Raw genomic sequence first — 25,278 nt, 5'->3', positions numbered from 1 at the left:
TTCTATTAGTCACAATCTTCTAATAATTTAAGTGCTAAACTGTGATTAATTGCCAAACTATTTATAAACTTTGCTTTTAATGATGCCTTTATTGCTTCTATTTTTTCATCCCCTGAAGCTACACCTATAGTTCTTTTTATCTTTTTTAAATTTTCTAGCTTTACTCCTAATACTCTTTGATTAAATTCAAGTATTGAAGTTTTCCCCTCTTTATCAAAAGCCTGCAAACAAATTGCACCTATTGAGTTGTATTTTTTTAAGTCTTCTATATCTTCTTCATTCATATATCCAGAAGCCATTATGGTTGAGTTTAAACTCATAGGATTTCCTATCCCTACGATTGCTATAGTTGTTTTATCTATTAAGTCTAGTACTTCTTTAATTTTTTCATCTTTACAAAGCTTCTCTTTTGTAGACAAGTCAGACATAACAGCTGGAGCATGTAATAGTTTAAAATCACCTCCAAAAGCCCTTGCTAAACTCACTGCTATTTGATTTGCATGAATATCTATTTCATTATCTCCAATCCCACCTAATAGGGGTATGAATGTAACATTTTTACAGTTATTTTTTTCTACATATCTAGGTATTTCTTTTAGTGTCGTTCCTATTGAAACACCTATTATATCATTTTCCTTTACTACTCTAGTTAAATATTCAGATACAGCTCTTGCTAGTTCTTGTTTTTGTGTTAGTGAATCCTGTTTATCATCTACTACTATTACTTCTTTTAATTTATATTTTCTTTCTAGACTTCTCTCTATTTTTTGATAGTCATTTTTCAAAACATCAACTATCTGTATTTTTACTATTCCTTGCTCAAAAGCTTCTTTTAATATTCTTGATATTGTTGGTCTTGATATTCCCAATTGATTTGCTATTTCCTGTTGATTCAAATTATCTTCATAATAAAGTGAACAACACTTCATCATTAATCTTAAGTCTCCAATTTTTTTCATTTGCTTTCCTCCAAAATCAAGCCTTTTCAGTTATATTTACATTTGTTCAATCATTTTACTTAATTTCAGTAACATTATAGAAGGGGTTCATATAAAAAGTCAACTGTTTTTTTGTATAATAAAAAAACGGTGATACTTTTCTTGTACCACCGTGTCCTTAAACAGTTGAAACATTACCACTTAATTCATATTATATATTATTTCTAATTGCTAAATGTCATCTTCATAAAATCGAAATCAATAGTCCACTTATAGTTCTTCAAATAATAATAACTTATTAGACCATCTCTAAAAAAACAACAACTTAATCATTTAGGGTTTTCTTATATTTTTATTATTCGTTTTTCTAAAAACTCTTCAATACATAATGAATATATAATAGTTTTTTATAAATAATAATTTACAACAATTCTTGATTAAACTTAAGACTTAATGAAAAATATTTTTACTATTTAGTATTTAATTCATTAAGTATAGTATCATACTCTTTGTCAAGCTTATAAAAAGACATTATTATAGTTTGTAATATTGTTATAAATATAGGTAGGTATATAAAACATACTTTTATTGATAATATAGCTAAATCACTTTGAGTAGCTGATGTCCCTACATAGCCACCAATTGATAGTACTGCACCTAATATTGCTGAACCTAACCCATTTCCTACTTTAAACCCAAAACTAGATGCACTATTTATAAGCCCCTCCGTTCTATATCCAGTCTTCCATTCTCCATATTCAATAGTATCTGAAACAATAGCAAACATCGTCGCTGCTATTCCAGCACTCCCTATTCCCTTTATAACACTTGCAGATATTATTCCAATATAGTTTTGTCCAGCTATTATAAACATAATATTTGACGATATTAATATTATTGAACCTACTATTAATACATTTCTTTTTCCAAATTTTTTTATAAAAGGAGCAACCATAAACATAGCTATAATTTGAGATATATTTGAAACCATGTTTATAGGACCAAATAATTTTTCATCTCCTAAAATAAACTTTGCATAATATACAGATGAACCACCATTTAGTGCAAATACAATAAATATGCAAACTAAGCATAATGTTATTTGTATCCAGTACTTATTTCTAAATAAAGATTTAATGCCTATTTTAAATGGTATTACTTCATTCTTATCTTGCTTAAATGCTTTTACTCTTTCCTTGGTTCCAGCAAATGTTATAAAAAATACCATTATAGATGCTACTCCAAATACAAAAAAGGTTTTAGTCCATGCTGATAAATTATTTCCAAAGTATTCAACTAAAGGTAATGTAAGCCCATTTATTATTAAAGTACCACAAGTGGCTAATATCATTCTAAATATACTTAATACTCCTCTTTCATACTGGTCTTGAGTTATAAGTGAATTTAGTGTTGCATAAGGTACATTGATTGCTGTATAAATAACAGTAGAAACTAAGTTATATGTAATAAAAATATAAATCAATTTAGAAGTGACACCAAGACTTGATGGAACAGAAAATAATAAGACTGCTGCTAAAGCAAAAGGAATCGACATTCGTAAAATCCATGGTCTAGCCTTACCGTGTTTAGATTTAGTCCTATCTACTATAACTCCCATCGTTAGGTCACTAAATCCATCCAATATTCTAGACACAAGCATAATACTACCTACAGCAGCTGCACTAACATCTGCGTAATTAGTATAATAAAATAATAAAAATGCTGACATTGCTGAGTATATGATGTTACACCCTAAATCTCCACATCCATAAGAAAATCTTTCAAAAAATGAAGTTTTTCCATATTTAACTGTGCTTGTTTTAATATTGATTTCTGTATTCATAATATTATCCTCCTTATCGCAAAGTATTTCTCCCAATGCTTATATTTCAGAGCATAAGTTTTACCTTTGCTCTGAAACGTTTAGGGTTATTTTTTATTAATCTACATCCTTTGATTCATCTGCTATATATTCAAAGAAGTCAAAATCAGCATAGTGTTTATGCTTTACACGATCTGCACAAGTTAATCCTACAAATGTGCCTGTAAATTCTCCATATTTACAGTACTCATCTGAAAACTTAGTTGTGTCAAATATCTTTCCTATTCTTTGATAGTTTTTTTCATCATAACTCCATTCGAAATATAACTTACGACCTTGTATATGCAAACGAAGATATATTGGTATATCTTCTATTGGTGTCCTAGTATTTAAAAACTCCGTTTTCTCTCCATTTTCAAGATGTATTATTGATAGTGCGCTTTGACCCAATGTTTCACTATAGTACTTTCTTAGATTGATATAATTCATATTATCGTAATACATTATCAAACCTGCACTATGCTGATGTACCTCTGGATAAAACTCCATTTTAGTAGTTATTCTTGCATATACTGAAGTTAACTTTCTTGCCAATATGCTCACTCTATTTAATGATGTTCTTGATTCTTGTCCTCTAATCCTTACATATCCTGGTCTAGACTTAACATCTGCAAATGATAATGGTGAAATCCTAGGGGCATAGTATTGTAAACCTAATTCATCTGAATCAAAGTCATCAAAACTTGGTATAGATGAAACTAAATGTTCTTCTAGTTTACTTTCGGATACATATTCTTTTGCCAAATTACTTTCATCTTCCATTCGAAGCCAGTTATCCTCTGTCCATTTCATTTTTTGAATAGCTGTTTCTCTACCTAAAGTACACCTTAACTCTGGTACAAATGGTCTAGATGTTAGATGAACTAAATATACTTCACCTGATTGTGTTTCTATATAGCTTCCATGACCAGATTTTTGAAGTTTTGATTCTGGATTATAGTATTTAGGCTTTAGATGATCAGGGTCATGTCTTTCATAAAAATCGCCTGGAATTGAGGTTACAATTGGATTCATTGAATCTTTTTCATAAGGGCCCCATATATTTTTAGCTCTTCCCATAGTTACCCCATGACCATATCCAGTTCCACCTTCTGCACACATTATATAATAATAATCTCCACGCTTAGTTATATGTGGTGCCTCAATACAGCCTCTATCAGTTCCTCCTGACCATATTCTCTTTGGATATCCTACTATTTCTTTTTTTTCTGTACAATATTCCACTAAACATATAACACCAGGTTTTTCATATCCTTCTCTAGTCTCCCAGTCTAATGATGAAATCCATTTTTTACCATTATCATCATGAAAAATAGATGCATCAAATCCTGATGAGTGTAAGTACACTGGTTCACTCCACTCTCCCTTTATATCTTTTGATGTAATTAAATAGTTATCAACATCAAAATATCTTGCGTTCATAGAGTTCATAATTCCATAAACTATGTAAAATAAATCTTCTTCTTCACAATAAGTCAAACAAGGTGCCCAAATTCCTTTAGACGAGGGAAGCTTCCTTAAATCTATTCTTGTTTCATCTGTTAAAATATGAGTATATAGCTCCCAATTTTTCAAATCTTTAGAATGATAAACAGGTATCCCCGGAAACCATTCAAAAGATGAAACTACAAGATAATAGTCATCTCCCTTCCTACAAATACAAGGGTCTGGATTAAAGCCTGGAAGTATAGGGTTTTTAATCATATTTTTTCCTCCAATTTTAGTTTAATATTCTATAGGATACCATTCTTGAGCTACACATTTGCCTAGGTCCCAACTATCCCAACCTATCCAGCCTTCTTCATTAACTGTATCTAGTAATAACTTGTAATTCCAATAGTAGTGACCACTTCCATTTCTCCATGCATCAAGCTGTGCTTTTGCTATTTTCCTATATAATTCTCTTTTTTCATCTTTTGATAACTTATCTATGTTTGATTTAATCCCATTTAAAGGCGATTGACCTCCAGCTGTATCTGTACCACAACCATATGAATTAAATAAGCTCCACTCTCCACATATAATAGGAAAATATTTTTGCATTTGTAAAATATCCTTAGCATAATTTTCTTTAATATATTTGACATAACTATCAATATTTTGCTCACATCCATCTGCTTCAGCTAACATCAAATACTGGTGTGTATCTAGAACAACATTTTTAAACTCTTCCTCTCTCATAAAATCTGCCCATGCTTTTAATTCAAATGCATCATGGAATACTATAACGTTTTCCTCGCTCATATAAGGACGCATTACTTTATATGCTTTTATATAAAAATCACGTAAAAATTCTAATGAATTAGGTTTACTTCTTCTTGCCATCTCTTTATCTACAGCCTTAAATCGTTTCGGAACATTCATTAGGTTCCACATTCTTTCTGTTATGGGTTCATTTAAAATTTGAATTCCATACAATTCACTTCTCATCCCATAACGTTTTGCAAGCCTTTCTAATACATTTAACGTAAATTCTACATATTCTGGATTTTGTGACCAGTTACATACCCCTGATATTCCTCCATTATCAAATCCATTTTGACTTCCTGGAACCGTATGTAAATCTATCAATATACTAAGTCCATACTTATCTGCCCAAACAAATGCTTTATCAAGTTCTTTAACACATCCTATAAATGGTTCGCAATCTCCAAAAATAAAATATGGTACTGGTATACGAACTGAATTAAATCCCATAGATTTAATCGTTGCAAAATCTCTCTCTGTTATATATTCACTACGATGAAGCTTAATTCTAGATTCATATACCTCCCTTGAAAGTTGTCTTGGTAAATAGTATTCATCTTCTGCTTCTGTACCTTCAAATAACCTTGGGGTCATCCATTTTTCTAGAACTAACCAACCTCCTAAGTTTACACCTTTTATATACACATAAAATCCTCCAATCGTATCTTATTTAAATAGGTATATTTTGCACTTATACTAAAATATTTTTTTAGATTATTTTAATATACAGTTATTATATTTGATTTTATTTGTTTTCTTAAGTATGTTTATTGTCTAATTTATTAGTTGATATTATCTTTTTATTATTGAATATTATAAATTTACTAATTATAATATAAAATTATAGGGAGGAGATTATTATGAACAGAAATAATTTTTCACATGAAATAGTTGAACCTATTGATAATTTAGATGTTAATTTTAAACTATTTGATGATAGTGGTAGTTATGTAGCAAATCATTGGCATAATTCATTAGAAATAATTTATATAACTTCTGGTGATTTACAAATTAACATGGAAGGCTACACTTATAATTTAAAAGCTAATGAGTGTATGTTCATTAATTCTGGAGTTATTCATTCAACTAGATGTATTTATGAAAATACCTCTATATTATTGCAAGTACCATTATCTTTTCTAAGTAAATACATTCCTGATTTTAAAAATTGCTATTTTGACTTTAAGGTCAATGTTAATGACAATAACTATAAAAAAAATTCAAATAAAGTTAAACTTATATTAGAAAACATGAGAGAAATCAAACTTAGTTCTCCTCCAGCAGCTAATCTACGCTTTACGAGCTTATTATTTGAACTTTTATTTGAATTATATACAAACTTCAAAATAGATATAGGTAATAAAAATATGAGAAATACAGCACTTGACTTATCAAAATTTGAGCCAGTTTTGGAATACACAAAGATTAATTACAAGACTCCTATTTCTATTAACAAAATCGCTAAGGTAGCACACTTACAACCAGAATATTTTTGTAGAAAATTTAAACAGTATATGGGACAGACTTACTTAGAATATTTAAATGATGTACGTATTTCTCATATTTATAAAGACTTAATTAACACAAATGATACCTTGTGTAGTATATTAGAAGCTCATGGATTTACTAATACAAAATTATTTTACAGAATTTTTAAGGAAAAATTTAAGTGTACCCCTAAACATATAAGAAAAAAATCTATCTAAAATATAATATTCTATATTACCTATCTTTGTAATTAAAAAAGGAGTTGTTCTTAAAATTTGATTAGAAAAAATCAATTTTAAGACAACCCCTTTTTGTATAATAATTTATTTTTATAAACTTTCTTCTTAACTTTATTTTATAAAAATGAAGTTAAATTAATGTGTTCTTTACATAGTATCCATACATGGCTTATTCTTTTAATGCTATCAGATTTATACTTAATATTATCATAGGTACAATTACATAAATAAAGGCTGTAGCTGATGACACAATCCCAGAATCGTTCACTAAAAGAGTTACTAAACATCCTGCTATTGATGCTATAAATCCTTTAAATACAATTGGATATTCATCAAGCAATTGCTTAAAATATCTAATCTGATTAATCATAAGAACTAAGATTACCCCTATTCCAGTTAGTAGTATATTAACCCATGTACTGGTTTGAGCTAGTTTTAAATTCATCTCTATCTTTCTACTAAATGTTTGTATTATTTCTCCTGGTCCATTAAAGTAAATTTCTTTTACAAACACACCTAAATGTGAATTACTTCCTGAAATCATATCTATTGCTACAAAGACCCCTAATACAAATAATACTGCTATACCTAATAATACAATTTTTTTGAAATCTATCTTTATATTATATATCAATAGTATAAATAGTAAAAATGCAACACATTCAGAAATAGCACTTCCAACATTTGCCCCCATAATTGGAGATGCACTTGTAATTAAGATAGCCAAAGAAAAAACTATTACAGACCATTTTGGTATATTTTTATATGTAAGTAAAATTACAAATGTAAATATTGAACTACCTATTGCCACACCCTGATATTCATTTCCTACTCCATAATATCTAGCTCCAATTATGCAGTCATAACTCATGACATTACTTTTCATTAAATACGAACCAAGTGCAGAATCAATAACCACAATCAATATAGTTAATCCAGTAAAGAACAGCATATTTTTTAAATCGTTCTTTATTAAAACTTTACTTATAAGATATATCGTAAGTGTTATTATAATTATTCCTAAAGATATTGCTAATGGCGTTTTGAAATTCATTATTGGGGTTATCATAAATGATAGTGGCATTACTATTCCTATTTTTAAAAGTTCCTTTAATATAAAAAATGTTGTTTCTTTATAATTTTTTGATATATGCTTTCTAAATAAAATTGCAATCATAGCAACTATCCATGACAAGAAAACTATACTTACAAAACCATTAAGTATTGTAGACCTTATGCTTGAAATAGATACTATCTTTTGATATTCATCCATCAAATATTCTTTATTATCATCTCTGCTAATAGGTTCATATTTTCTTCCAACCATATTTTGATTTTTTATATTAAAATTATCTAATATTTCAACTCCCACATCTAGATTTGTTACAATACCCTCTCTTCTGGTAGTTGAAGATGATAATAGACCTTTTCCATCACCATTTAATTTTATTATTGGAGAAAGTCTTCTTTTGTTTTTATAATCTAAGTCACTTGGAAATGCACTTGATATATAAACAGTGTCATTTTCTCCAACCATAGAAAATACATTTTTTAAGTATACATCTATATTTTTTTCTATGCTATTTTTCATGTTAACATATGTTTTTTCGGTTAAATTTGGTTTATATAAATCTAATCTATATGTATCTCCAAGCTCCACAAAAACTACATCATTATTTTTGTAAGCTTCTTTAGTCTCTGTAATCAATTTATTATAATCAGTTGATATTCCATAAGGCATAGATAAATCTTTCTTATTTATATTATCTACGTTTCCATTAGGAATTCTCCCATACTCATCCATTGCAACTAGGCATAAGTTTCTATTTTTTATAAGCTGACCATTTTCAATTATATCTGCATTTCCCAACACAGATACTTTTAACCCATTGTCAGATAAACTTTGACCTAATGACCCTAATACAGAACCGTACTCCCCAAAGTTTAAATTTTCATTTATAGACTTATTTATAGTTAAATTATTTATACCTTTTGCGCTTTTTCCTGTAGCCGATTTAAAAGCTATGTCTCTATCTTTACTTGAGCTCTCAAAATTAATATCTTCTTCATTAGCTACATTAGCTCTTCCACCAGCACCCATACTAGCATATGATCGTCTGTCATCATTACCTTTATCACCTCTTATGTTCATTAGACCTATATATCCCCTACCATCTAGTTCTTCTCTCAATGATTTTATTTTTAACATATTGCTCATACTAGTTCTATTCATATCTATAAATATCACTTTTCCATATGTCGGTATATCATCCGCAAAATTATATTGACTCATCGATATTAATATTATGATAAATGTTGCTAAGAAAGATATAATCTTTTTTCTCATAAATTCTCCCTGCTTTCTGATTTAAATCCTCACCTTTAAGAATACATTAAACATTGTCGTTATAAATAAATAAATTTGGACCATCTATTTAAAATAAACAGCCCAAACTATTGGTTTATTTGAATATATTAATTTTTAGGTTTTGCAAATATCATTCTACCTGCAGGAGTTTGAAGAACAGAAGTAACGAGTACTTTTATAGTCTCATTCATATGTTTTCTTCCTCCATCAACAACTATCATAGTTCCATCATCTAGATATGCAACACCCTGTTGAGCCTCTTTTCCTTCTTTAACCACTTGAACAACCATATCTTCACCTGGTATAGCAACTGGTTTTATAGCATTAGCTAACTCATTTATATTTAATACTTCAACACCTTGGAATTGAGCAACTTTATTTAAGTTATAATCGTTTGTAACAACTTTTCCATTTAAAACCTGAGCAAGCTTTAACAATTTACTATCAACTTCTGCTATATCATCAAAATCTCTCTCACTTATTTCAACTTCTATATTTAATTCTTTCTGAATTATATTTAATATATCCAGACCTCTTCTACCTCTTACTCTTTTTAAATCATCTGAAGAATCTGCAATATGTCTTAGTTCCTCCAAAACAAAAGCAGGAATAATAAGTTTTCCTTCTATAAATCCGGTCTTACAAATATCAGCTATCCTTCCATCAATTATTACACTTGTATCTAATACTTTTGGAGGAATGGCTTTTATGTCTTTTTTATTCTCTTTCTCTTTATCTTTAATAGGATTTGCTAATCTTCCTAATTTTCCAATATTAAATAAATCATTTTTACTTTTAAGCGCAACTTTCATTCCAAGATATCCTAGGAATAAATATAATAATAAGGATAATATTCCACCTACTATTGGTATTCTATTTACTAATCCACTTAATAAATATGCAATAACAAATCCTACTATAAGACCCATAGACCCTAACAATATATCAGTCTGAGGATATTTTGACAATTCTTTATCCACTATTTTAGCAATTTCTTTTACTTTATTTACAACCCATGGTTCTATAAGATATCCTAAAATGGCTATTATTATACCTGCTACTACAGCTGCGATATAACCATATGTTTCTTTTCCAAATGTTAATATTTCAAAATCTTTCATTAATGTTAAATAGGTCGTTATACCTATTGTAAATCCAAGTAAAATAAACAATATTCTTGTTACTTTCCTTATCAATGCTTCACCCCCTAGTTATACTTATCTATTATAGACCAAAGTGTATATTATATTCAAGAAAAAAGTAGTAAAATTCATTTAAAATTCATCATATATGTCTATCTAATAATACTAATTGTTTCATTTTTATGAGTCCATTTTTTATATATGTTGCTCTTATTTCACCTATTCCTTCAACTTCATCTAGTTCTTCAATAGATGCATCTAGAATTTGTTGAAAGTTTTCAAAATAATTTACTAAGTTTTCTATTATTGCTGTTGGTAGTCTATGTATTTTACTAAGAATTCTATAACCTCTTGTTTTTATAGGCATATCCATGCTTTCTGAAAAACCACTATACCCTAATAGTTTTGCCATATTAACTAATTCTATTAATTCTTCTGAGTTTAAGTTTTTGACCTTTTTCATAAGTTCTTTTATCTCTGTATTTTCTTTATTATAATCTTTGAATATTAATTTCTGGTCTATTCTAGTTGTACCCATTAATTCTTCTAACTGCATGCTTACTAAAGTTCCTTCATCACCCAATTCTATCATATATTTTTCAATTATACTTGTAACCCTCATTACCATTTCCATTTTTTGCATAACTAGGGCAACATCATAAATAGTTACCAAATCATTAAATTCTAAAGCATTTAAATTTGTTATAGCTTGGTCTAATACTGTCTTATATTTTTCTAAAGTTTGTATAGCCTGATTTGCCTTAGTAAATATCTTAGATATATCTTCGACTACATACTTCTCATTTCCTTTATAAACTGTTATAACATTTCTTCTTTGTGAAATTCCTATGACTATAGCACCAGTTTGCTTTGCTACTCTTTCCGCTGTTCTATGTCTTGTTCCTGTTTCTGATGTTTCTATAAAATAATCCGGTATAAGTTGTGCATTAGCAAATAGTATTTTCTTTACATCACCACTTAAAACTATAGCTCCATCCATTTTAGCTAACTCATATAGATATGCAGGTGAATACTCTGCATTTATAGCAAATCCACCATCTACTATTTTCATTACATCTTCATTGGTTGCAATTACAATCAATCCACCTGTTTTAGCTCTTAGTACGTTGTTTAGACCTAATCTAAGTGGAGTTCCAGGAGATATCATTTTTAATGCATATAACATATTTTTATTATCTAAAAAATTCTCCATATTTATTGATTCCTCCCAAGTACTATATTTATAGCTTGTCTTAAGTTATCTGCCGGCCATATTTCTATGCCTTTAGTATCTTTTACGACTTCATAATTACTTCTAGGAATTACTATTTTTTTAAATCCAAGCTTCTTACACTCAGCAATTCTCTTTTCTATAAAGCTTACTGCTCTAACTTCTCCTGTAAGCCCCACTTCTCCTGTAACAGCTATATCTTCATCTATTGGTATATTTCTAAAACTAGATGCTACAGAAATAGCTATCCCCAAGTCAATTGAAGGTTCATTTATCTTTATTCCTCCAACTATGTTTATATAGACATCTTGATTTTGTATTTGCAAACCAACACGTTTTTCTAATACTGCTAGCAACATACCTACTCTATTGTAATCTACACCTGTAGATGTTCTTTTTGGTATACCAAAACTTGTAGGTGAAACTAATGCTTGTAATTCAAGTAACATCGGTCTCGTACCTTCTACCGTAGATATTATTACTGAACCTGCTACATCTTTTGGTTTTTCAGATATTAAAATTTTAGATGGATTATCAAGTTCTACTAATCCCAAATCTCTCATTTCAAATACTCCAAGTTCATTAGTTGAGCCAAATCTATTTTTAACAGCCCTTACTAATCTATAAGTATTATATCTTTCTCCTTCAAAATATAGAACAGTATCAACCATATGCTCTAATAATTTTGGTCCTGCTAGTGAACCTTCTTTTGTAACATGCCCAACTATAAATGTTGAAATTCCCATTTTTTTAGAAATTTTCATGAATTTTGAAGTACCTTCTTTAATTTGGCTGACAGTTCCTGGTGCCGAGGATATTTCTGGACTAAAGACAGTTTGAATTGAGTCTAGAATTATTAATTCTGGATTTACGCTTTCTAAATAAGATTCAATTATACTTAAATTATTTTCAGCAAATATATATAAATTTTCTGAGTTAATACCTAATCTTTTAGCTCTCATTTTTATTTGAGATTCTGATTCTTCTCCAGTTATATATAAAACAGTTTTTCCTAAATTAGCAACATTACTAGATACTTGGATTAAAAGTGTTGATTTACCTATACCAGGGTCTCCACCAACAAGTACTAAAGAGCCTTTAACTATACCTCCTCCAAGTACTCTATCTAATTCATTTATATCTGTTGTAAACCTCTCTTCTTCTTTACTTTCTATTGAATTTATACTAACTGGTTTAGATGAGGATTTATCTATTATAAAGACCTCTTTTTTGGTGCTTTTTTGGTCTACTTCTTCTACAAATGTATTCCATTTTGTACATTCCGGACATTTACCAAGCCATTTAGCTGTTTCATATCCACAAGATTGACATACATATTTTGTTTTTATTTTTGCCATACTTTTATCATCCTTAATTTATTATTCTATACTATAATTTTAGCATATATGAAAGACAATATGTAAAGATTAAATAAAATAATTAAGGACAATGAATTATTATAGATTCATTGCCCTTAAAATTTTGTTTAAATCATAAAACTTGTATTTGCAATATTTTAAAATGCAACTCTATTAAATTATTTAGTTTCAAAAACTATTTTCTCATCTTTGACTTTTGCCACTACATTACTTCCCTTTTTCACATTGCCTTTTAAGATTGCCTCAGATAGCTCATCTTCCAACTCTTTTTGTAAGGCTCTTTTAAGAGGTCTCGCTCCATATTCTAAGTCAAATCCAGATTTAGAAATTAATTTAACAGCCTCATCACTCATTTCTAATTTTATATCCATTTCTTTTAGTCTGTCTTGTAGTTTTGCTGCCATTAAAAGTATTATTTTTGATATGTGATTTTCATTTAATGAATGGAAAACAATTATATCATCTATTCTGTTTAAAAACTCTGGTCTGAATCTTTGTTTTAATTCACCCATTATATTTTCTTTCATTTTTTCATATTGAGATTTTTCTTCTTCGTCTCCTTTAGCTATACTAAATCCTAAAGTTTTTTGTCTACCAATTGTAGATGCACCAACGTTTGATGTCATTATTACAATAGTATTCTTAAAATCTACAGTTCTTCCTTTTGAATCAGTTAATCTACCATCATCTAGAATTTGTAATAGAATATTAAATACATCTGGGTGAGCTTTTTCTATCTCATCAAATAGGATAACTGAATATGGATTTCTTCTTACTTTTTCAGTTAATTGACCACCTTCATCGTGACCTACGTAACCTGGAGGTGAACCTATCATTCTTGATACAGCATGTTTTTCCATATATTCAGACATATCTATTCTAATTATTTGATTTTCATCTCCAAACTGTACTTCTGCCAATGCCTTAGATAATTCTGTCTTACCTACTCCTGTAGGACCTAAAAATAAAAATGAACCAATTGGTCTATTCGGGTCTTTAAGACCTGCTCTTGACCTTCTAATTGCCTTTGAGATAGATTTTACTGCTTGTTCTTGACCTATGACTCTATTGTGCAGTATTTCCTCAAGTCTTAAAAGTCTATCAGCTTCTTCTTCAAGAATTTTATTAACAGGTATTCCTGTCCATAATCCTACTACCTCAGCAATAACTTCTCCATCAACTAAATCTGAATGTTTAGATGACTTATTCCATCTTTGTCTAACATCTTCTAATTGTTTTTTAAGCAGACCTTGTTCATCTCTTATTTTTGCTGCTTTCTCAAAGTCTTGACATCTTACTGCTTCTTCTTTTTCTTTATCTATATTTTCTATTTCTAATTCTAATTTTTTTAATTCTGAAGGAGGTGTATTTTCTTTTAATCTTACTTTTGATGCAGCTTCATCAATCAAGTCTATAGCTTTATCTGGCAAATATCTGTCTGATATATATCTAGTTGATAATTCTACAGCTGCCTTTATGGCGTCATCAGTTATTTTAACTTTATGATGAGCTTCATATTTATCTCTCAATCCTTCTAATATTTTTATTGAATCTTCTTTAGTTGGCTCATCTACCATAACTGGCTGGAATCTTCTTTCTAGGGCAGAATCTTTTTCAACATGCTTTCTATATTCATCAATCGTTGTTGCACCTATAACTTGTATTTCTCCTCTTGCTAAGGCTGGTTTTAATATATTTGATGCATCTATAGAACCTTCTCCTGTAGACCCAGCTCCTATTATTGTATGCATTTCATCTATAAATAAAATTATATTTCCATTTTTAACAACTTCATCTACAACCTCTTTAATTCTCTCTTCAAATTCTCCTCTATACTTAGCCCCAGCTAATAATGAACCCATCTCTAAAGAATATAAAGTTTTGTTTTTTAATGTTTCTGGAACATTTCCTAAAGCTATATTTGTTGCCAGACCTTCAGCTATAGCTGTTTTACCTACTCCTGGGTCTCCTATCAAGACTGGATTGTTTTTAGTCCTTCTACTTAATATTTGTATTACTCTTTGTATTTCTTTTTCTCTACCTATTACAGGGTCTATTTTATTCTGCTTTGCATATAGTGTAAGATTTCTTCCATATTTATCAAGCACTTTAGATTCTGCTTGATTCTGGTTGCCCGTGTAACTATTTTCTGCTTTGTATTGATTTTTATCACTAATACCCATCATATCAATTGTTAATTGGGCTAGAGTCCTATCATTTACTCCAGCATAATTTAAAATCTTATTAGCTATTCCTTCACCTTCTTGAATAATTGCTAACAATATATGCTCAGTCCCAATATAATTTGTTTTCAACTTATTTGCAAACATACCTGATAATTCAAGTATTTGTTTACTTCTTGGGCTTAATACTATCTCTTCTGAGATTTCTTCTCCCTTACCTTCCATATCAACTATTTTTCCTTCTAAATAAGCTTCTGTAAATCCAACTTTACTTAGAACTTTAGAAGCTATACCTTCTTCTTCTCTTAAAAGACCTAAAAGTATATGTTCACTTCCAACAATATTGTGTCCTAAGCTTTTAGCAGATTCAAACGCTAAATCAATTGCCTTCTTAGCTCTTTGTGTAAATCTATTGAAGTTCACAATTCATCCCTCCTCTTAATTTTTCCAAAGTTTCTCTAATGTATGTTGCTCTATTTATATCTCTATCCTCAACATCATCACTCTTATACATTATTGACTGATGTGCTGGTTGTATACCTATCATAAGTTGTTCTATAGCCCTTAAATCTAGTTTATCTATATAGTTCATTTCTATTCCCATTTTTATATTAGATAGATGACTCATTGCTTCTGCACTACTCATTACTCTTGAATTTTCAAGTGTCCCTATTGACCTAAATATTTTATCTTCTAGTTTTATACCTAAATTTTTTTGCAATATTTCTCTAGCTTTTATTTCTTTTGAAATTGCATCTTTTGCAAGTCCACTTACATTTTCTATAATATTAGACTCTGTTCTTCCAAGTGTAAGTTGATTAGATATTTGATATATATTTCCTAATGCTTCTGTTCGTTCTCCATATATACCTCGGATTGCTATACCTATCTGTGATGAAATTTTATAAAGTTCATCCATATAACCTAGCTGACTTAATGCTGGCAAATGCATCATTACGGAAGCCCTCATTCCTGTTCCTGTATTAGTTGGACAAGATGTTAGATAACCTAGCTTTGTACTAAATGCATATTCTAAACTTGACTCTAACAAATCATCTATTTCATTTGCCATACTATATGAATATTCTAAATTCAAATCATCACATATTGTTTGTATTCTTATATGGTCTTCTTCATTTATCATTATGCTTACAGTTTTATCTTTTTTCACTATAACTGCACTTTTATCATTTTCTGCTAAATCTGGGCTTATTATATGTTCTTCAACCATAAGCATTTTTTTAGATTGGTCTAAATCTTCAATTTTATAGAAATCAAATTCTTCTTTTTGTTCTAAACTAGAACTCATAAATGCATTTTTTACTTTTTCTATTATTTCCATAGCACATTCTTTATCTAATCTATTTGGAAAAGGATAATTATTTAAATTTCTAGCTAACCTAACTCTTGATTTCATGACTATGTTCTCTTTCATAATATCACTCCAATCTTAGTCAATAGAACCTTTTAAATATTTAATTTTGTCTCTAAATTGAGCAGCTAATTCATACTCTTCATTTTTTATAGCTCTATCTAAATCTTCTTTTAGTTCTTTAATCTCATTTTCCACACTTATCTTATAAAAAGATTTTTTAGGTGCTTTGCCTGTATGTTCTATATGCCCATGTATATTTTGAAGCATTGGATTTACTTGACTACTAAATGCATTGTAACATTCATTACATCCAAATCTTCCATTGTTCTTAAATTCACTATATGTCATATTACATTTAGGGCAAACTAGCTTTTCTTCAAGTTCTTTTTTAGGCTGAAAACCTAAATTAGAAAATATATCCATCATTGAAAAAGGCATATCTAAATTAAAATTCATTTCTGTATTCCCTTTTGCACATTCACTACATAGATACATCTCAGTCTTTTCTCCATTGACTATCTTATTGTAATATACAGATGCTTTATTCTTATTGCATTTTTGACATAGCATAAATTATCACTCCTCTATACTAAATAATCCTATTATTATATTCTTTAAAATGTTAGACCTTACCTTCTCCTTTAATTCATAGATTGGCATACATAATGATTTATCATCTATTGCATATAATATTAATTTTAATTCTTTTTCACTAATTAAACCTGACTCTCTTAAACCTTGTAATAACTCTTTTGCTTTCTTATATGATATTTGACTTCCTATTTTTTCATTTAATAGTTCTCTAATATGCCCATCTTTACTTTTTCGTATTTTTTCTATTTGAACATATCCTCCGCCACCTTTTTTACTTTCAATATAATATCCTTTATCTATTGTAAATCTTGTTGTTAAGACATAATTTATTTGTGATGGTGCACAACTAAACAAGTTTGCTAGTTCATTTCTTTGAATTTGTATGCTATTGTCTTCTTCCATCAAATCTTTAATAAATTTTTCAATTATATCTGTCATAGTTGCCATTAATCTCACCACACACCTTTTTATTTTTGACTTTCTTTGACTATTATTTTACACCTATTATTTAAATTTTTAAAGCCCTAAATTGCATAAATTTAAATTTTTTATAGTAACTTATATATGAATCTATTTTTTCATTAATTATGAGTTTTTATTTATTATGCTTATGATAACTAAACACTAAAGTTTTTGCTTCATGATTAGATTTCAATATTTTAAACATTTTATATTTTAGATATACCTTCTCATCTTTATTATTAAACATTTTGAAAAAAATAATAAAAAAATACTTTCTTTTTATTAAAACGTTTAAGAAAGTATTTTTTATTTTTTTATCCATTAAAAATATATAAAAACTAGGTATATGTTTACTTCAAATAAACTTATACCTAGTTCAAATCCTAAAAATATTTTTAATATTGTCTATTAATTGTTTATTATTCTATTTTATTTATTCTTGTTTATTACTTTGCAGTAGCTAACCCAATTATTTTTTCTGCAAATTGTGATGGAACCTCTCCATATCTCTCTAGTTCCATTTCAAAGTATCCTCTACCTTGTGTCATTGCTCTTAAATCTATTGCATATTTAAATGTCTCTGCCTGTGGAGCTTCTGCAAATATTATTTGTTTACCTTTGTTATCTGGTTCCATTCCAAATATTTTTCCTCTTCTCTTATTTATATCACCCATAACATCTCCCATATATTCTTCTGGAACAGTTATCTTAAGTTTCATTATAGGTTCTAGTAGTATTGGGTGTGCTTCTTCCATACCTTTTTTAAAGGCTGCACTTGCTGCCATCTTAAAGGCCATTTCAGAAGAGTCTACATCATGGTATGAACCATCGTAAAGTGTAGCTTTTATATTTGTAACTGGATAACCTGCTAATATACCTTTTTGCATGGAATCTTTTAGACCTTTTTCAACTGCTGGTATATATTGTTTTGGTACAGAACCACCAAATATTTCTTCTGTAAATTCAAAATCAGATTCACATCTTTCAAATCTTATTTTTACATCTCCATATTGACCATGACCACCTGATTGTTTTTTATGTTTTCCTTGCACATCAGCTGTCCCTTTTATAGTTTCTCTATAAGGAACTTTAAGGTCATTCAATTCAACATCAACACCAAATTTATCTTTCATTTTATTTTTAATTGTTTTTATATGAAGTTCTCCTTGACCTCCTAAAAGGGCTTGCTTTGTCTCTGTATTTCTATACCAATGTAATGTAGGGTCCTCTTCTACCAGTTTATTTAATACAGATGCTACTTTTTCTTCATCCCCTTTATTCTTAGGAGTTACTGCATAATATATTTGTGGTTTAGGAAAATCTATCTTTTCTAAAACTTCTGCATCTTTATCTGCAGATATAGTGTCTCCTGTTTTTAGAGAATTAACTTTAGTTATAACTACTATATCACCAGCTTTAGCTTTTTCTATTTCTACTAATTCACTATTTCTCAATGTATATATATTAGCTATTTTTTCTTTTACATTTTTATTTATATTAAAAATATCTTTATCCTTAGAAAGTACACCCTCAGTAATTTTTATATATGACATCTTTCCAACAAATGGGTCAACCATAGTTTTAAATACTAATCCCCTAAATGGTTTGCTTTCCTCTGTAAAGATAGGTTCTAAATAACTTGATATTGTATCTAATATTTCCTTTGTACCTATATTATTTATAGTTGAACCACATATTACAGGTATAATATCACCTCTTTGTATACCTATAATAATACCTTTTTGTATCTCTTCTGTAGTTAATTCTTCACCATTAAAATATTTATCTAATATTTGGTCATCAGTTTCTGCTATAAGCTCCATTAATGCCTCTTTAACACTCATAGCTTGTTCCTTGAACTCACCTTCTAAATCATCTATGTTTTCAAATACATTATGTAACTTTACAAAGTTTTTATCTTTGTATATAGGACTTATCATAGGAACTATCTTATTATTGTATTTTTCTCTTAACATTGCTATTGCATCTTTATATCTTGCTTTTTCATTATCTATTTTATTTATAAACATTATCTTAGGAATACTCTCAGTTAGTTCTAATGATTTCTCTGTACCAACTTGAATAGGTGCTGTTGCATCTATTACTATTATTGCTGCATCACTTGCTCTAAGAGATGACACAACGTCTCCGCTAAAGTCAAAATATCCTGGGGTATCCAATAAGTTAAACTTATAATCATTATACTCTATAGGTATTAATCCCATGCTATAAGTCATATTTACCTTGTCTGTTAATTTAGGTATCTTATTAGTGTTTGCTGTGTAAGCTATAGTTTCGATTAGATTTGTTTTTCCACATCCGCTATGTCCTAATACCGCTACATTTCTCAACATTTTACTATCATAAACCTTCATATAAGCACCCACCTTTTAAATTTATGTATTTTCTCTTAGCTGTTATTTCCTAAGAAATATTATGGAAAATATTTACTATATTTAGAATTTTTAGATAACATTTTCCTTACTAACTTTATTTCTACATATGGAGGTGATTGTCCTCTTTTTTTAACAAATATTTAATTTAAATAAATAAAAACACTCTGAAACATTTTTTATTAAACATTTCAGAGTGTTTTTTTAATTATCTTAATTCAATTACTTCATTATCATTAATAATTGTTTATCTTCAACCATATCATCTTCTTTTACTTTGATTGACTTAATTACTCCATCAGTCTTAGCAACTATTATAGTTTCCATCTTCATAGCCTCTATAACTATTAATGGTTGATTTGCTTTTACTTCATCCTCTTCTTTAACCATTATTTTTATAACTTTTCCTGGAATACTTGCTCCAATTTGAAGGGGGTCATTCATATCAGCCTTTTCAACATTATTAATTTTTCCAGAGAAGTTCTTATCTTTTATCTCTACTTCTCTAACCATTCCATTTAACTCAAATCCTATAGTTCTAAATCCATTTTCCTTAACTTCACCGATTTCAACTAATCTTATTGTTAATACTTTACCTTCTTCTATTTCTACTTCACATTCTTCATTTTTATTTAATCCATAGAAGAATACATCACTTTCAAGTTTAGATATATCATTATAGTGTTGTAAATGTTTGATATAATCTTCATATACTTTTGGATATAAAGCATAGCTTATAACATTTCTTATATTAGCATTTATATCATATTTTTCATTTAGATATTTAGCTATTTCATCAAAATCTTCTGCTGGTAATAATGAACCTGGTCTTACTGTGATAGCTTCTTCACCTTTTAAAACTACCTCTTGTAAATCTTTCGGTATTCCACCTTCTGGTTGACCAATCATACCTTTACAGTAGTCCACAACAGAGTCTGGGAATGATAAGTTTTTACCTTCTTCTATTATATTGTCTTTATCTAATTTATTTTTAGTCATAAAGATAGCTAAATCTCCTACAACTTTTGAAGATGGAGTTACTTTTATTATATCTCCTACAACTTCATTAGCTTCTTTATATTTTTCTTTAACTTCATCAAATCTATTAACTAATCCTAAACTATCAGCTTGAGGTTTTAGGTTTGTATATTGACCTCCTGGTATTTCAAAATTGTATATTTCTGCACAAGAATTAGTTAAATCACTTTCAAATTTATTATAAACTTTTCTTAAATCCTTATAATATTTTCCTAACTCATCATATCCAAATAAATCTATACATGTGTCTCTTTCTGTATTCTTAAGAGCCTCTACTATAGCATTAAGTGATGGTTGACTTGTAAGTCCTGCCATAGATTCTAGTGCAGCATCAATTATGTCTACACCAGCTTCTGATGCCATTAAACAAGTTGCTACACCATTTCCACTTGTATCATGAGTGTGTAAATGTATTGGTGCTTTTACATTTTTCTTTAACTCTTTAACTAGTGTATAAGCTGAATATGGTTTAAGAAGCCCTGACATATCTTTTATTGCTATTATATCTGCTCCTAAACTTTCTAGTTCTTGTGCCATTTTAATATAATATTCCAGATTATATTTAGTTTTAGTCTTATCTAGTATATCACCTGTGTAACACATAGTTGCTTCAACAATTTTTCCAGTTTCTAAAGCTGTATTAATAGATGGTTTCATATTTTCAACCCAGTTTAATGAGTCAAATATTCTAAATACATCTATACCTTGTCTAGCAGATTCTTTTGTAAATTCTTCTATTACATTATCTGGATAGTTTTTATATCCAACTCCATTTGATGCTCTAAGTAACATTTGAAACATTATACTTGGTATTTCTTCTCTTAGTTTTTGCAATCTACGCCAAGGAGATTCTTTTAAAAATCTATATGCAACATCATAAGTAGCTCCACCCCACATTTCAAGTGAGAATAAATCCTTTTGATATTTTTCTGTTGGCTTAGCTACTTTTAATAAGTCATATGTTCTTATTCTTGTTGCTAATAATGATTGATGTGCATCTCTCATTGTTGTATCTGTTAATAATAATTTCTTATCATTTTTTATCTTTTCTATATACGCAGATTTACCTAACTTATCAAAAAGTATTTTACTTCCTTCTGCCTTTGAACCATCCTTATCCATTCTTGGGTCATGTAATGCGTCAAATAATGGCTTTTCTTTACAAGCATTATCATTTACAATTACATCACCTATGAACTGAAGTAATTTTGTTCCTCTATCTTTACTTTCTGTTATTTTAAATAAATCTGGATTTTCATCTATAAATTTAGTACTACATTTACCATTTGAGAATATAGGATTATTTAAAACATTAACTAAGAATCCTACATTAGTTTTAACACCTCTAACTCTAAGTTCTTTTATAGATCTTATAGTTTTATTTATTGCTCCTTGGAATGTTCTATCCCAAGATATTGTTTTAACTAATAAACTATCATAGTGAGGACTTATGTTTGCTCCTGTAAATCCATTTCCTCCATCTAGCCTTATACCAAATCCTGAACCAGTTCTATAAACTTGAATTTTACCTGTATCAGGCATGAATTTATTCTTAGGGTCTTCTGTAGTTATTCTACATTGGATAGAGTATCCCCTTATTTCCACATCATCTTGTGATTTTATATTGATTTCTTCACTATCTAAGCTGTATCCTTGGGCTATTAGTATTTGGCTTTGAACTATATCTATTCCTGTAACCATCTCTGTTACAGTATGTTCAACCTGTACTCTTGTGTTCATTTCTATAAAGTAATGTCCACCATTTGCATCTACTAAGAATTCTAATGTTCCGGCATTAGAATAACCCACATGCTTTGATAACTTAACTGCATCCTCACATATTTCTTTTCTTACTTTATCATCTAGTGAAAAAGCTGGTGCATATTCTATTATTTTTTGGTGTCTCCTTTGAACAGAACAATCTCTCTCATATAAGTGAACTATATTTCCATAGTTATCTCCTAATATTTGAACTTCTATATGTTTTGGATCAGCTATATATTTTTCTATAAATATGATATCTTCTCCAAAAGCTTTTCTTGATTCACTACAAGCAGTTTCATATTCAAGCTCTAAGTCTTCTTCGCAGTGTACAATTCTCATACCTCTACCGCCACCACCATTAGATGCTTTTATCATAACAGGATATCCTATTTTGTTTGCAACTTCTTTTGCTTCCTCAGTACTTCTTATTGCTTTTTCTACTCCTGGTATAGTTTGAACATTAACTTCTTTTGCGATTTTTTTAGAATTTATCTTATCCCCCATCATATTCATTACTTTAGATGATGGTCCTATAAAAGTAATTCCATTCTCTTCACACTTACGAGCAAATTCTGCATTCTCTGCTAAAAAACCATATCCCGGATGTATAGCATCAACTTTTTTTCTCTTTGCTAAATCTATTATTCCATCCATATCTAGATATGCATCTATCGGCCCTTTACCTTCTCCTATCAAATATGATTCATCTGCTTTTGTTCTAAATAATCCATATTTATCTTCTTTACTGTATATACCAACACTTTTTATTCCCAATTCTGAACAGGCTCTAAATATCCTTATAGCTATTTCGCCTCTATTAGCTACTAGTATTTTATTAAACTTTTTAAGCATACTCTATTCTTCTCCTTTATTGTTTGTGTAATATTAAAGATTATAGACTAAAATACTTTATTTTTGAAGATGTTTAAGAAAGTTCCTTAATTAATAAGATAAATTTATAAATATAAGTAATTTTTAGACTGTGTAAACTCAATTTACCTCACTAAAATTAAGGCATTTTTTATGGAATTTCAGATGAATTTATGCGAAAATTTCTATAATTGACCTAATTTTATACTATTTTTTTCTATGTTTACATAATTATTTACATCTTTACGTAAGATTTTATATATTTTTTTAATATAGTTCATATCTATTCATATTCTAATCTATTTGTCTAGATAGCCTCTTTACTACATCAGAAAGTTTTAAATGACCTAAATCTGCATATGCTACAGCTAGTATTATTTTTATAACTCCATCTACTTCATCTAATTTATATGCTCTAGCATTTATTATTGTGTATTTTGGCATAAGTTCTTCTAAATCCAACGCAAGTTCATCAGATAAAGTCATATATTCATCAAATTTCTCCTCATCAGATAAACTAACAGAATCATATTGCTCATTTATAAGAGCATCTAAGTAGTTTAAATCTATGCTTAGTTGATATGCTATTACATCTTCTCTTTTTGTGCTTTTACTTAAATCCTTTTCGACTTTAAATTTACTATTTTTATCTATAGTTATTTTGAGTTCTTCACTATCAATTATTTCATTTCCTATTACTATATACAAGTTTCTTACCTCCTAAATATAAAAACTTTTTCAATCAAAAATAAAACCTCTAGTAAAATTACTAGAGGTTTGCACTGGTGGGATTAACAGGGCTCGAACCTGTGACCCCCTGCTTGTAAGGCAGGTGCTCTCCCAGCTGAGCTATAATCCCTCGATATTTATATGGTGCGCCCAAAGGGACTCGAACCCCTAACCTTCTGATTCGTAGTCAGACACTCTATCCAGTTGAGCTATGAGCGCATTTTATTGGAGGCGACACCCAGATTCGAACTGGGGATCAAGGAGTTGCAGTCCACTGCCTTACCACTTGGCTATGTCGCCGCCTTTTTGGTGATCTATCCGCGACTCGAACGCGGGACACCCTGATTAAAAGTCAGGTGCTCTACCGACTGAGCTAATAGACCATGCTATTTGGGGTGGATAATGAGAGTCGAACTCACGACCTCCAGAGCCACAATCTGGCGCTCTAACCAACTGAGCTATACCCACCTTATATTTATAATCTAATGTGGTGGGCCATCAGGGACTCGAACCCCAGACCTACCGGTTATGAGCCGGGCGCTCTAACCAACTGAGCTAATGGCCCACATTAAATTTTAGTAGCGGTAATAGGAGTCGAACCTATGACCTCTCGGGTATGAACCGAACGCTCTAGCCAACTAAGCTATACCGCCATATTCTGGTGCCCAGAGGCGGAATCGAACCACCGACACGGGGATTTTCAGTCCCCTGCTCTACCGACTGAGCTATCTGGGCATTTGGCGGAGAGGGTGGGATTCGAACCCACGGCCCCTTTCGAAGTCACTGGTTTTCAAGACCAGCTCCTTAAACCACTCGGACACCTCTCCATTGGTGATCTATCCGCGACTCGAACGCGGGACACCCTGATTAAAAGTCAGGTGCTCTACCGACTGAGCTAATAGACCATACTATTTGGCTGGGGATGCAGGACTCGAACCTACGCATACATGAGTCAA

Annotated in this window: 16 protein-coding genes and 10 tRNA genes; 1 reads left to right on the top strand and 25 read right to left on the bottom strand. The window is 29.6% G+C overall.

From position 1 onward, the window contains the following. Positions 1-5: 5 nt before the first annotated feature. The 4 genes from IR152_RS02540 to IR152_RS02525 all read right to left on the bottom strand — a co-directional run bounded on the left by IR152_RS02540 (position 6) and on the right by IR152_RS02525 (position 5,712). Positions 6-959 (bottom strand): sugar-binding transcriptional regulator, encoded by a 954-nt coding sequence (locus tag IR152_RS02540; protein WP_227450259.1) that lies wholly within the window; start codon positions 957-959, stop codon positions 6-8. Positions 960-1,407: 448 nt separating this feature from the next. Then, complete coding sequence (locus IR152_RS02535; RefSeq protein WP_227450258.1) at positions 1,408-2,781, bottom strand: MFS transporter; 1,374 nt, start codon at positions 2,779-2,781, stop codon at positions 1,408-1,410. Positions 2,782-2,877: 96 nt separating this feature from the next. Continuing rightward, a complete protein-coding gene (locus tag IR152_RS02530) occupies positions 2,878-4,524 on the bottom strand; it encodes a glycoside hydrolase family 43 protein (protein ID WP_227450257.1) in 1,647 nt (548 codons plus the stop codon). A gap of 21 nt (positions 4,525-4,545) precedes the next feature. Beyond that, a complete protein-coding gene (locus IR152_RS02525; RefSeq protein WP_227450256.1) occupies positions 4,546-5,712 on the bottom strand; it encodes a glycoside hydrolase family 5 protein in 1,167 nt (388 codons plus the stop codon). A gap of 215 nt (positions 5,713-5,927) precedes the next feature. Between IR152_RS02525 and IR152_RS02520 the strand changes: the two genes are divergently transcribed. Then, the gene (locus IR152_RS02520) at positions 5,928-6,773 is read left to right on the top strand and encodes an AraC family transcriptional regulator (protein WP_227450255.1); all 846 of its coding nucleotides are present in this window, start codon (positions 5,928-5,930) and stop codon (positions 6,771-6,773) included. Between the two features lie 190 nt (positions 6,774-6,963). On the opposite strand, the gene IR152_RS02515 is transcribed toward IR152_RS02520, so the two are convergent. From IR152_RS02515 to IR152_RS02415, 21 genes are all read right to left on the bottom strand, one after another. Further along, the gene (locus tag IR152_RS02515; protein ID WP_227450254.1) at positions 6,964-9,141 is read right to left on the bottom strand and encodes a hypothetical protein; all 2,178 of its coding nucleotides are present in this window, start codon (positions 9,139-9,141) and stop codon (positions 6,964-6,966) included. A 128-nt stretch (positions 9,142-9,269) separates the two neighbouring features. After that, positions 9,270-10,358 carry a PIN/TRAM domain-containing protein gene (locus tag IR152_RS02510; protein ID WP_227450253.1) on the bottom strand — a complete coding sequence of 363 codons (1,089 nt, stop codon included), beginning with the start codon at positions 10,356-10,358 and terminating at the stop codon, positions 9,270-9,272. Positions 10,359-10,446: 88 nt separating this feature from the next. Continuing rightward, on the bottom strand, positions 10,447-11,517 hold the full coding sequence (disA, locus tag IR152_RS02505; protein WP_227450252.1) for a DNA integrity scanning diadenylate cyclase DisA: 1,071 nt from the start codon (positions 11,515-11,517) through the stop codon (positions 10,447-10,449). A gap of 2 nt (positions 11,518-11,519) precedes the next feature. Then, positions 11,520-12,893, bottom strand: coding sequence for a DNA repair protein RadA (radA, locus tag IR152_RS02500; RefSeq protein WP_227450251.1), 1,374 nt, complete (start codon positions 12,891-12,893; stop codon positions 11,520-11,522). Positions 12,894-13,072: 179 nt separating this feature from the next. Then, positions 13,073-15,520: an ATP-dependent Clp protease ATP-binding subunit gene (locus tag IR152_RS02495; protein ID WP_227450250.1), complete on the bottom strand. Its 2,448-nt coding sequence runs from the start codon at positions 15,518-15,520 to the stop codon at positions 13,073-13,075. After that, positions 15,507-16,532, bottom strand: coding sequence for a protein arginine kinase (locus IR152_RS02490; RefSeq protein WP_227450249.1), 1,026 nt, complete (start codon positions 16,530-16,532; stop codon positions 15,507-15,509). The genes IR152_RS02495 and IR152_RS02490 overlap by 14 nt, the downstream gene beginning before the upstream one ends. A 15-nt stretch (positions 16,533-16,547) precedes the next feature. Next, positions 16,548-17,042: a UvrB/UvrC motif-containing protein gene (locus IR152_RS02485; RefSeq protein ID WP_227450248.1), complete on the bottom strand. Its 495-nt coding sequence runs from the start codon at positions 17,040-17,042 to the stop codon at positions 16,548-16,550. Between the two features lie 6 nt (positions 17,043-17,048). Next, on the bottom strand, positions 17,049-17,513 hold the full coding sequence (locus IR152_RS02480) for a CtsR family transcriptional regulator (RefSeq protein ID WP_227450247.1): 465 nt from the start codon (positions 17,511-17,513) through the stop codon (positions 17,049-17,051). Positions 17,514-17,974: 461 nt separating this feature from the next. Then, positions 17,975-19,903 carry an elongation factor G gene (locus tag IR152_RS02475; RefSeq protein WP_227450246.1) on the bottom strand — a complete coding sequence of 643 codons (1,929 nt, stop codon included), beginning with the start codon at positions 19,901-19,903 and terminating at the stop codon, positions 17,975-17,977. A gap of 240 nt (positions 19,904-20,143) precedes the next feature. Further along, positions 20,144-23,575 carry a pyruvate carboxylase gene (locus IR152_RS02470; protein ID WP_227450245.1) on the bottom strand — a complete coding sequence of 1,144 codons (3,432 nt, stop codon included), beginning with the start codon at positions 23,573-23,575 and terminating at the stop codon, positions 20,144-20,146. A 312-nt stretch (positions 23,576-23,887) separates the two neighbouring features. Next, positions 23,888-24,301, bottom strand: a complete 414-nt coding sequence (locus IR152_RS02465; protein ID WP_227450244.1) for a hypothetical protein — start codon at positions 24,299-24,301, stop codon at positions 23,888-23,890. 75 nt (positions 24,302-24,376) lie between these two features. Then, positions 24,377-24,452, bottom strand: a tRNA-Val gene (locus tag IR152_RS02460). A 12-nt stretch (positions 24,453-24,464) separates the two neighbouring features. Then, positions 24,465-24,541 (bottom strand) — tRNA-Arg (locus IR152_RS02455). A 7-nt stretch (positions 24,542-24,548) separates the two neighbouring features. Further along, a tRNA-Cys gene (locus tag IR152_RS02450) sits at positions 24,549-24,622 on the bottom strand. Between the two features lie 7 nt (positions 24,623-24,629). Then, positions 24,630-24,705: transfer RNA gene (locus tag IR152_RS02445), tRNA-Lys, on the bottom strand. Between the two features lie 8 nt (positions 24,706-24,713). Next, a tRNA-His gene (locus IR152_RS02440) sits at positions 24,714-24,790 on the bottom strand. Positions 24,791-24,810: 20 nt separating this feature from the next. Beyond that, a tRNA-Ile gene (locus tag IR152_RS02435) sits at positions 24,811-24,887 on the bottom strand. A 14-nt stretch (positions 24,888-24,901) separates the two neighbouring features. Continuing rightward, a tRNA-Met gene (locus tag IR152_RS02430) sits at positions 24,902-24,975 on the bottom strand. Between the two features lie 6 nt (positions 24,976-24,981). After that, positions 24,982-25,057 (bottom strand) — tRNA-Phe (locus IR152_RS02425). Positions 25,058-25,060: 3 nt separating this feature from the next. Further along, positions 25,061-25,149, bottom strand: a tRNA-Ser gene (locus IR152_RS02420). A gap of 2 nt (positions 25,150-25,151) precedes the next feature. Further along, a tRNA-Lys gene (locus IR152_RS02415) sits at positions 25,152-25,227 on the bottom strand. Between the last annotated feature and the right edge of the window lie 51 nt (positions 25,228-25,278).

Source organism: Clostridioides sp. ES-S-0108-01 (assembly GCF_020662285.1).
GTDB lineage: Bacteria > Bacillota > Clostridia > Peptostreptococcales > Peptostreptococcaceae > Clostridioides.
The sequence above is the reverse complement of the archived record's forward strand: the minus strand, read 5'-3'. Positions and strand labels throughout refer to the sequence as shown.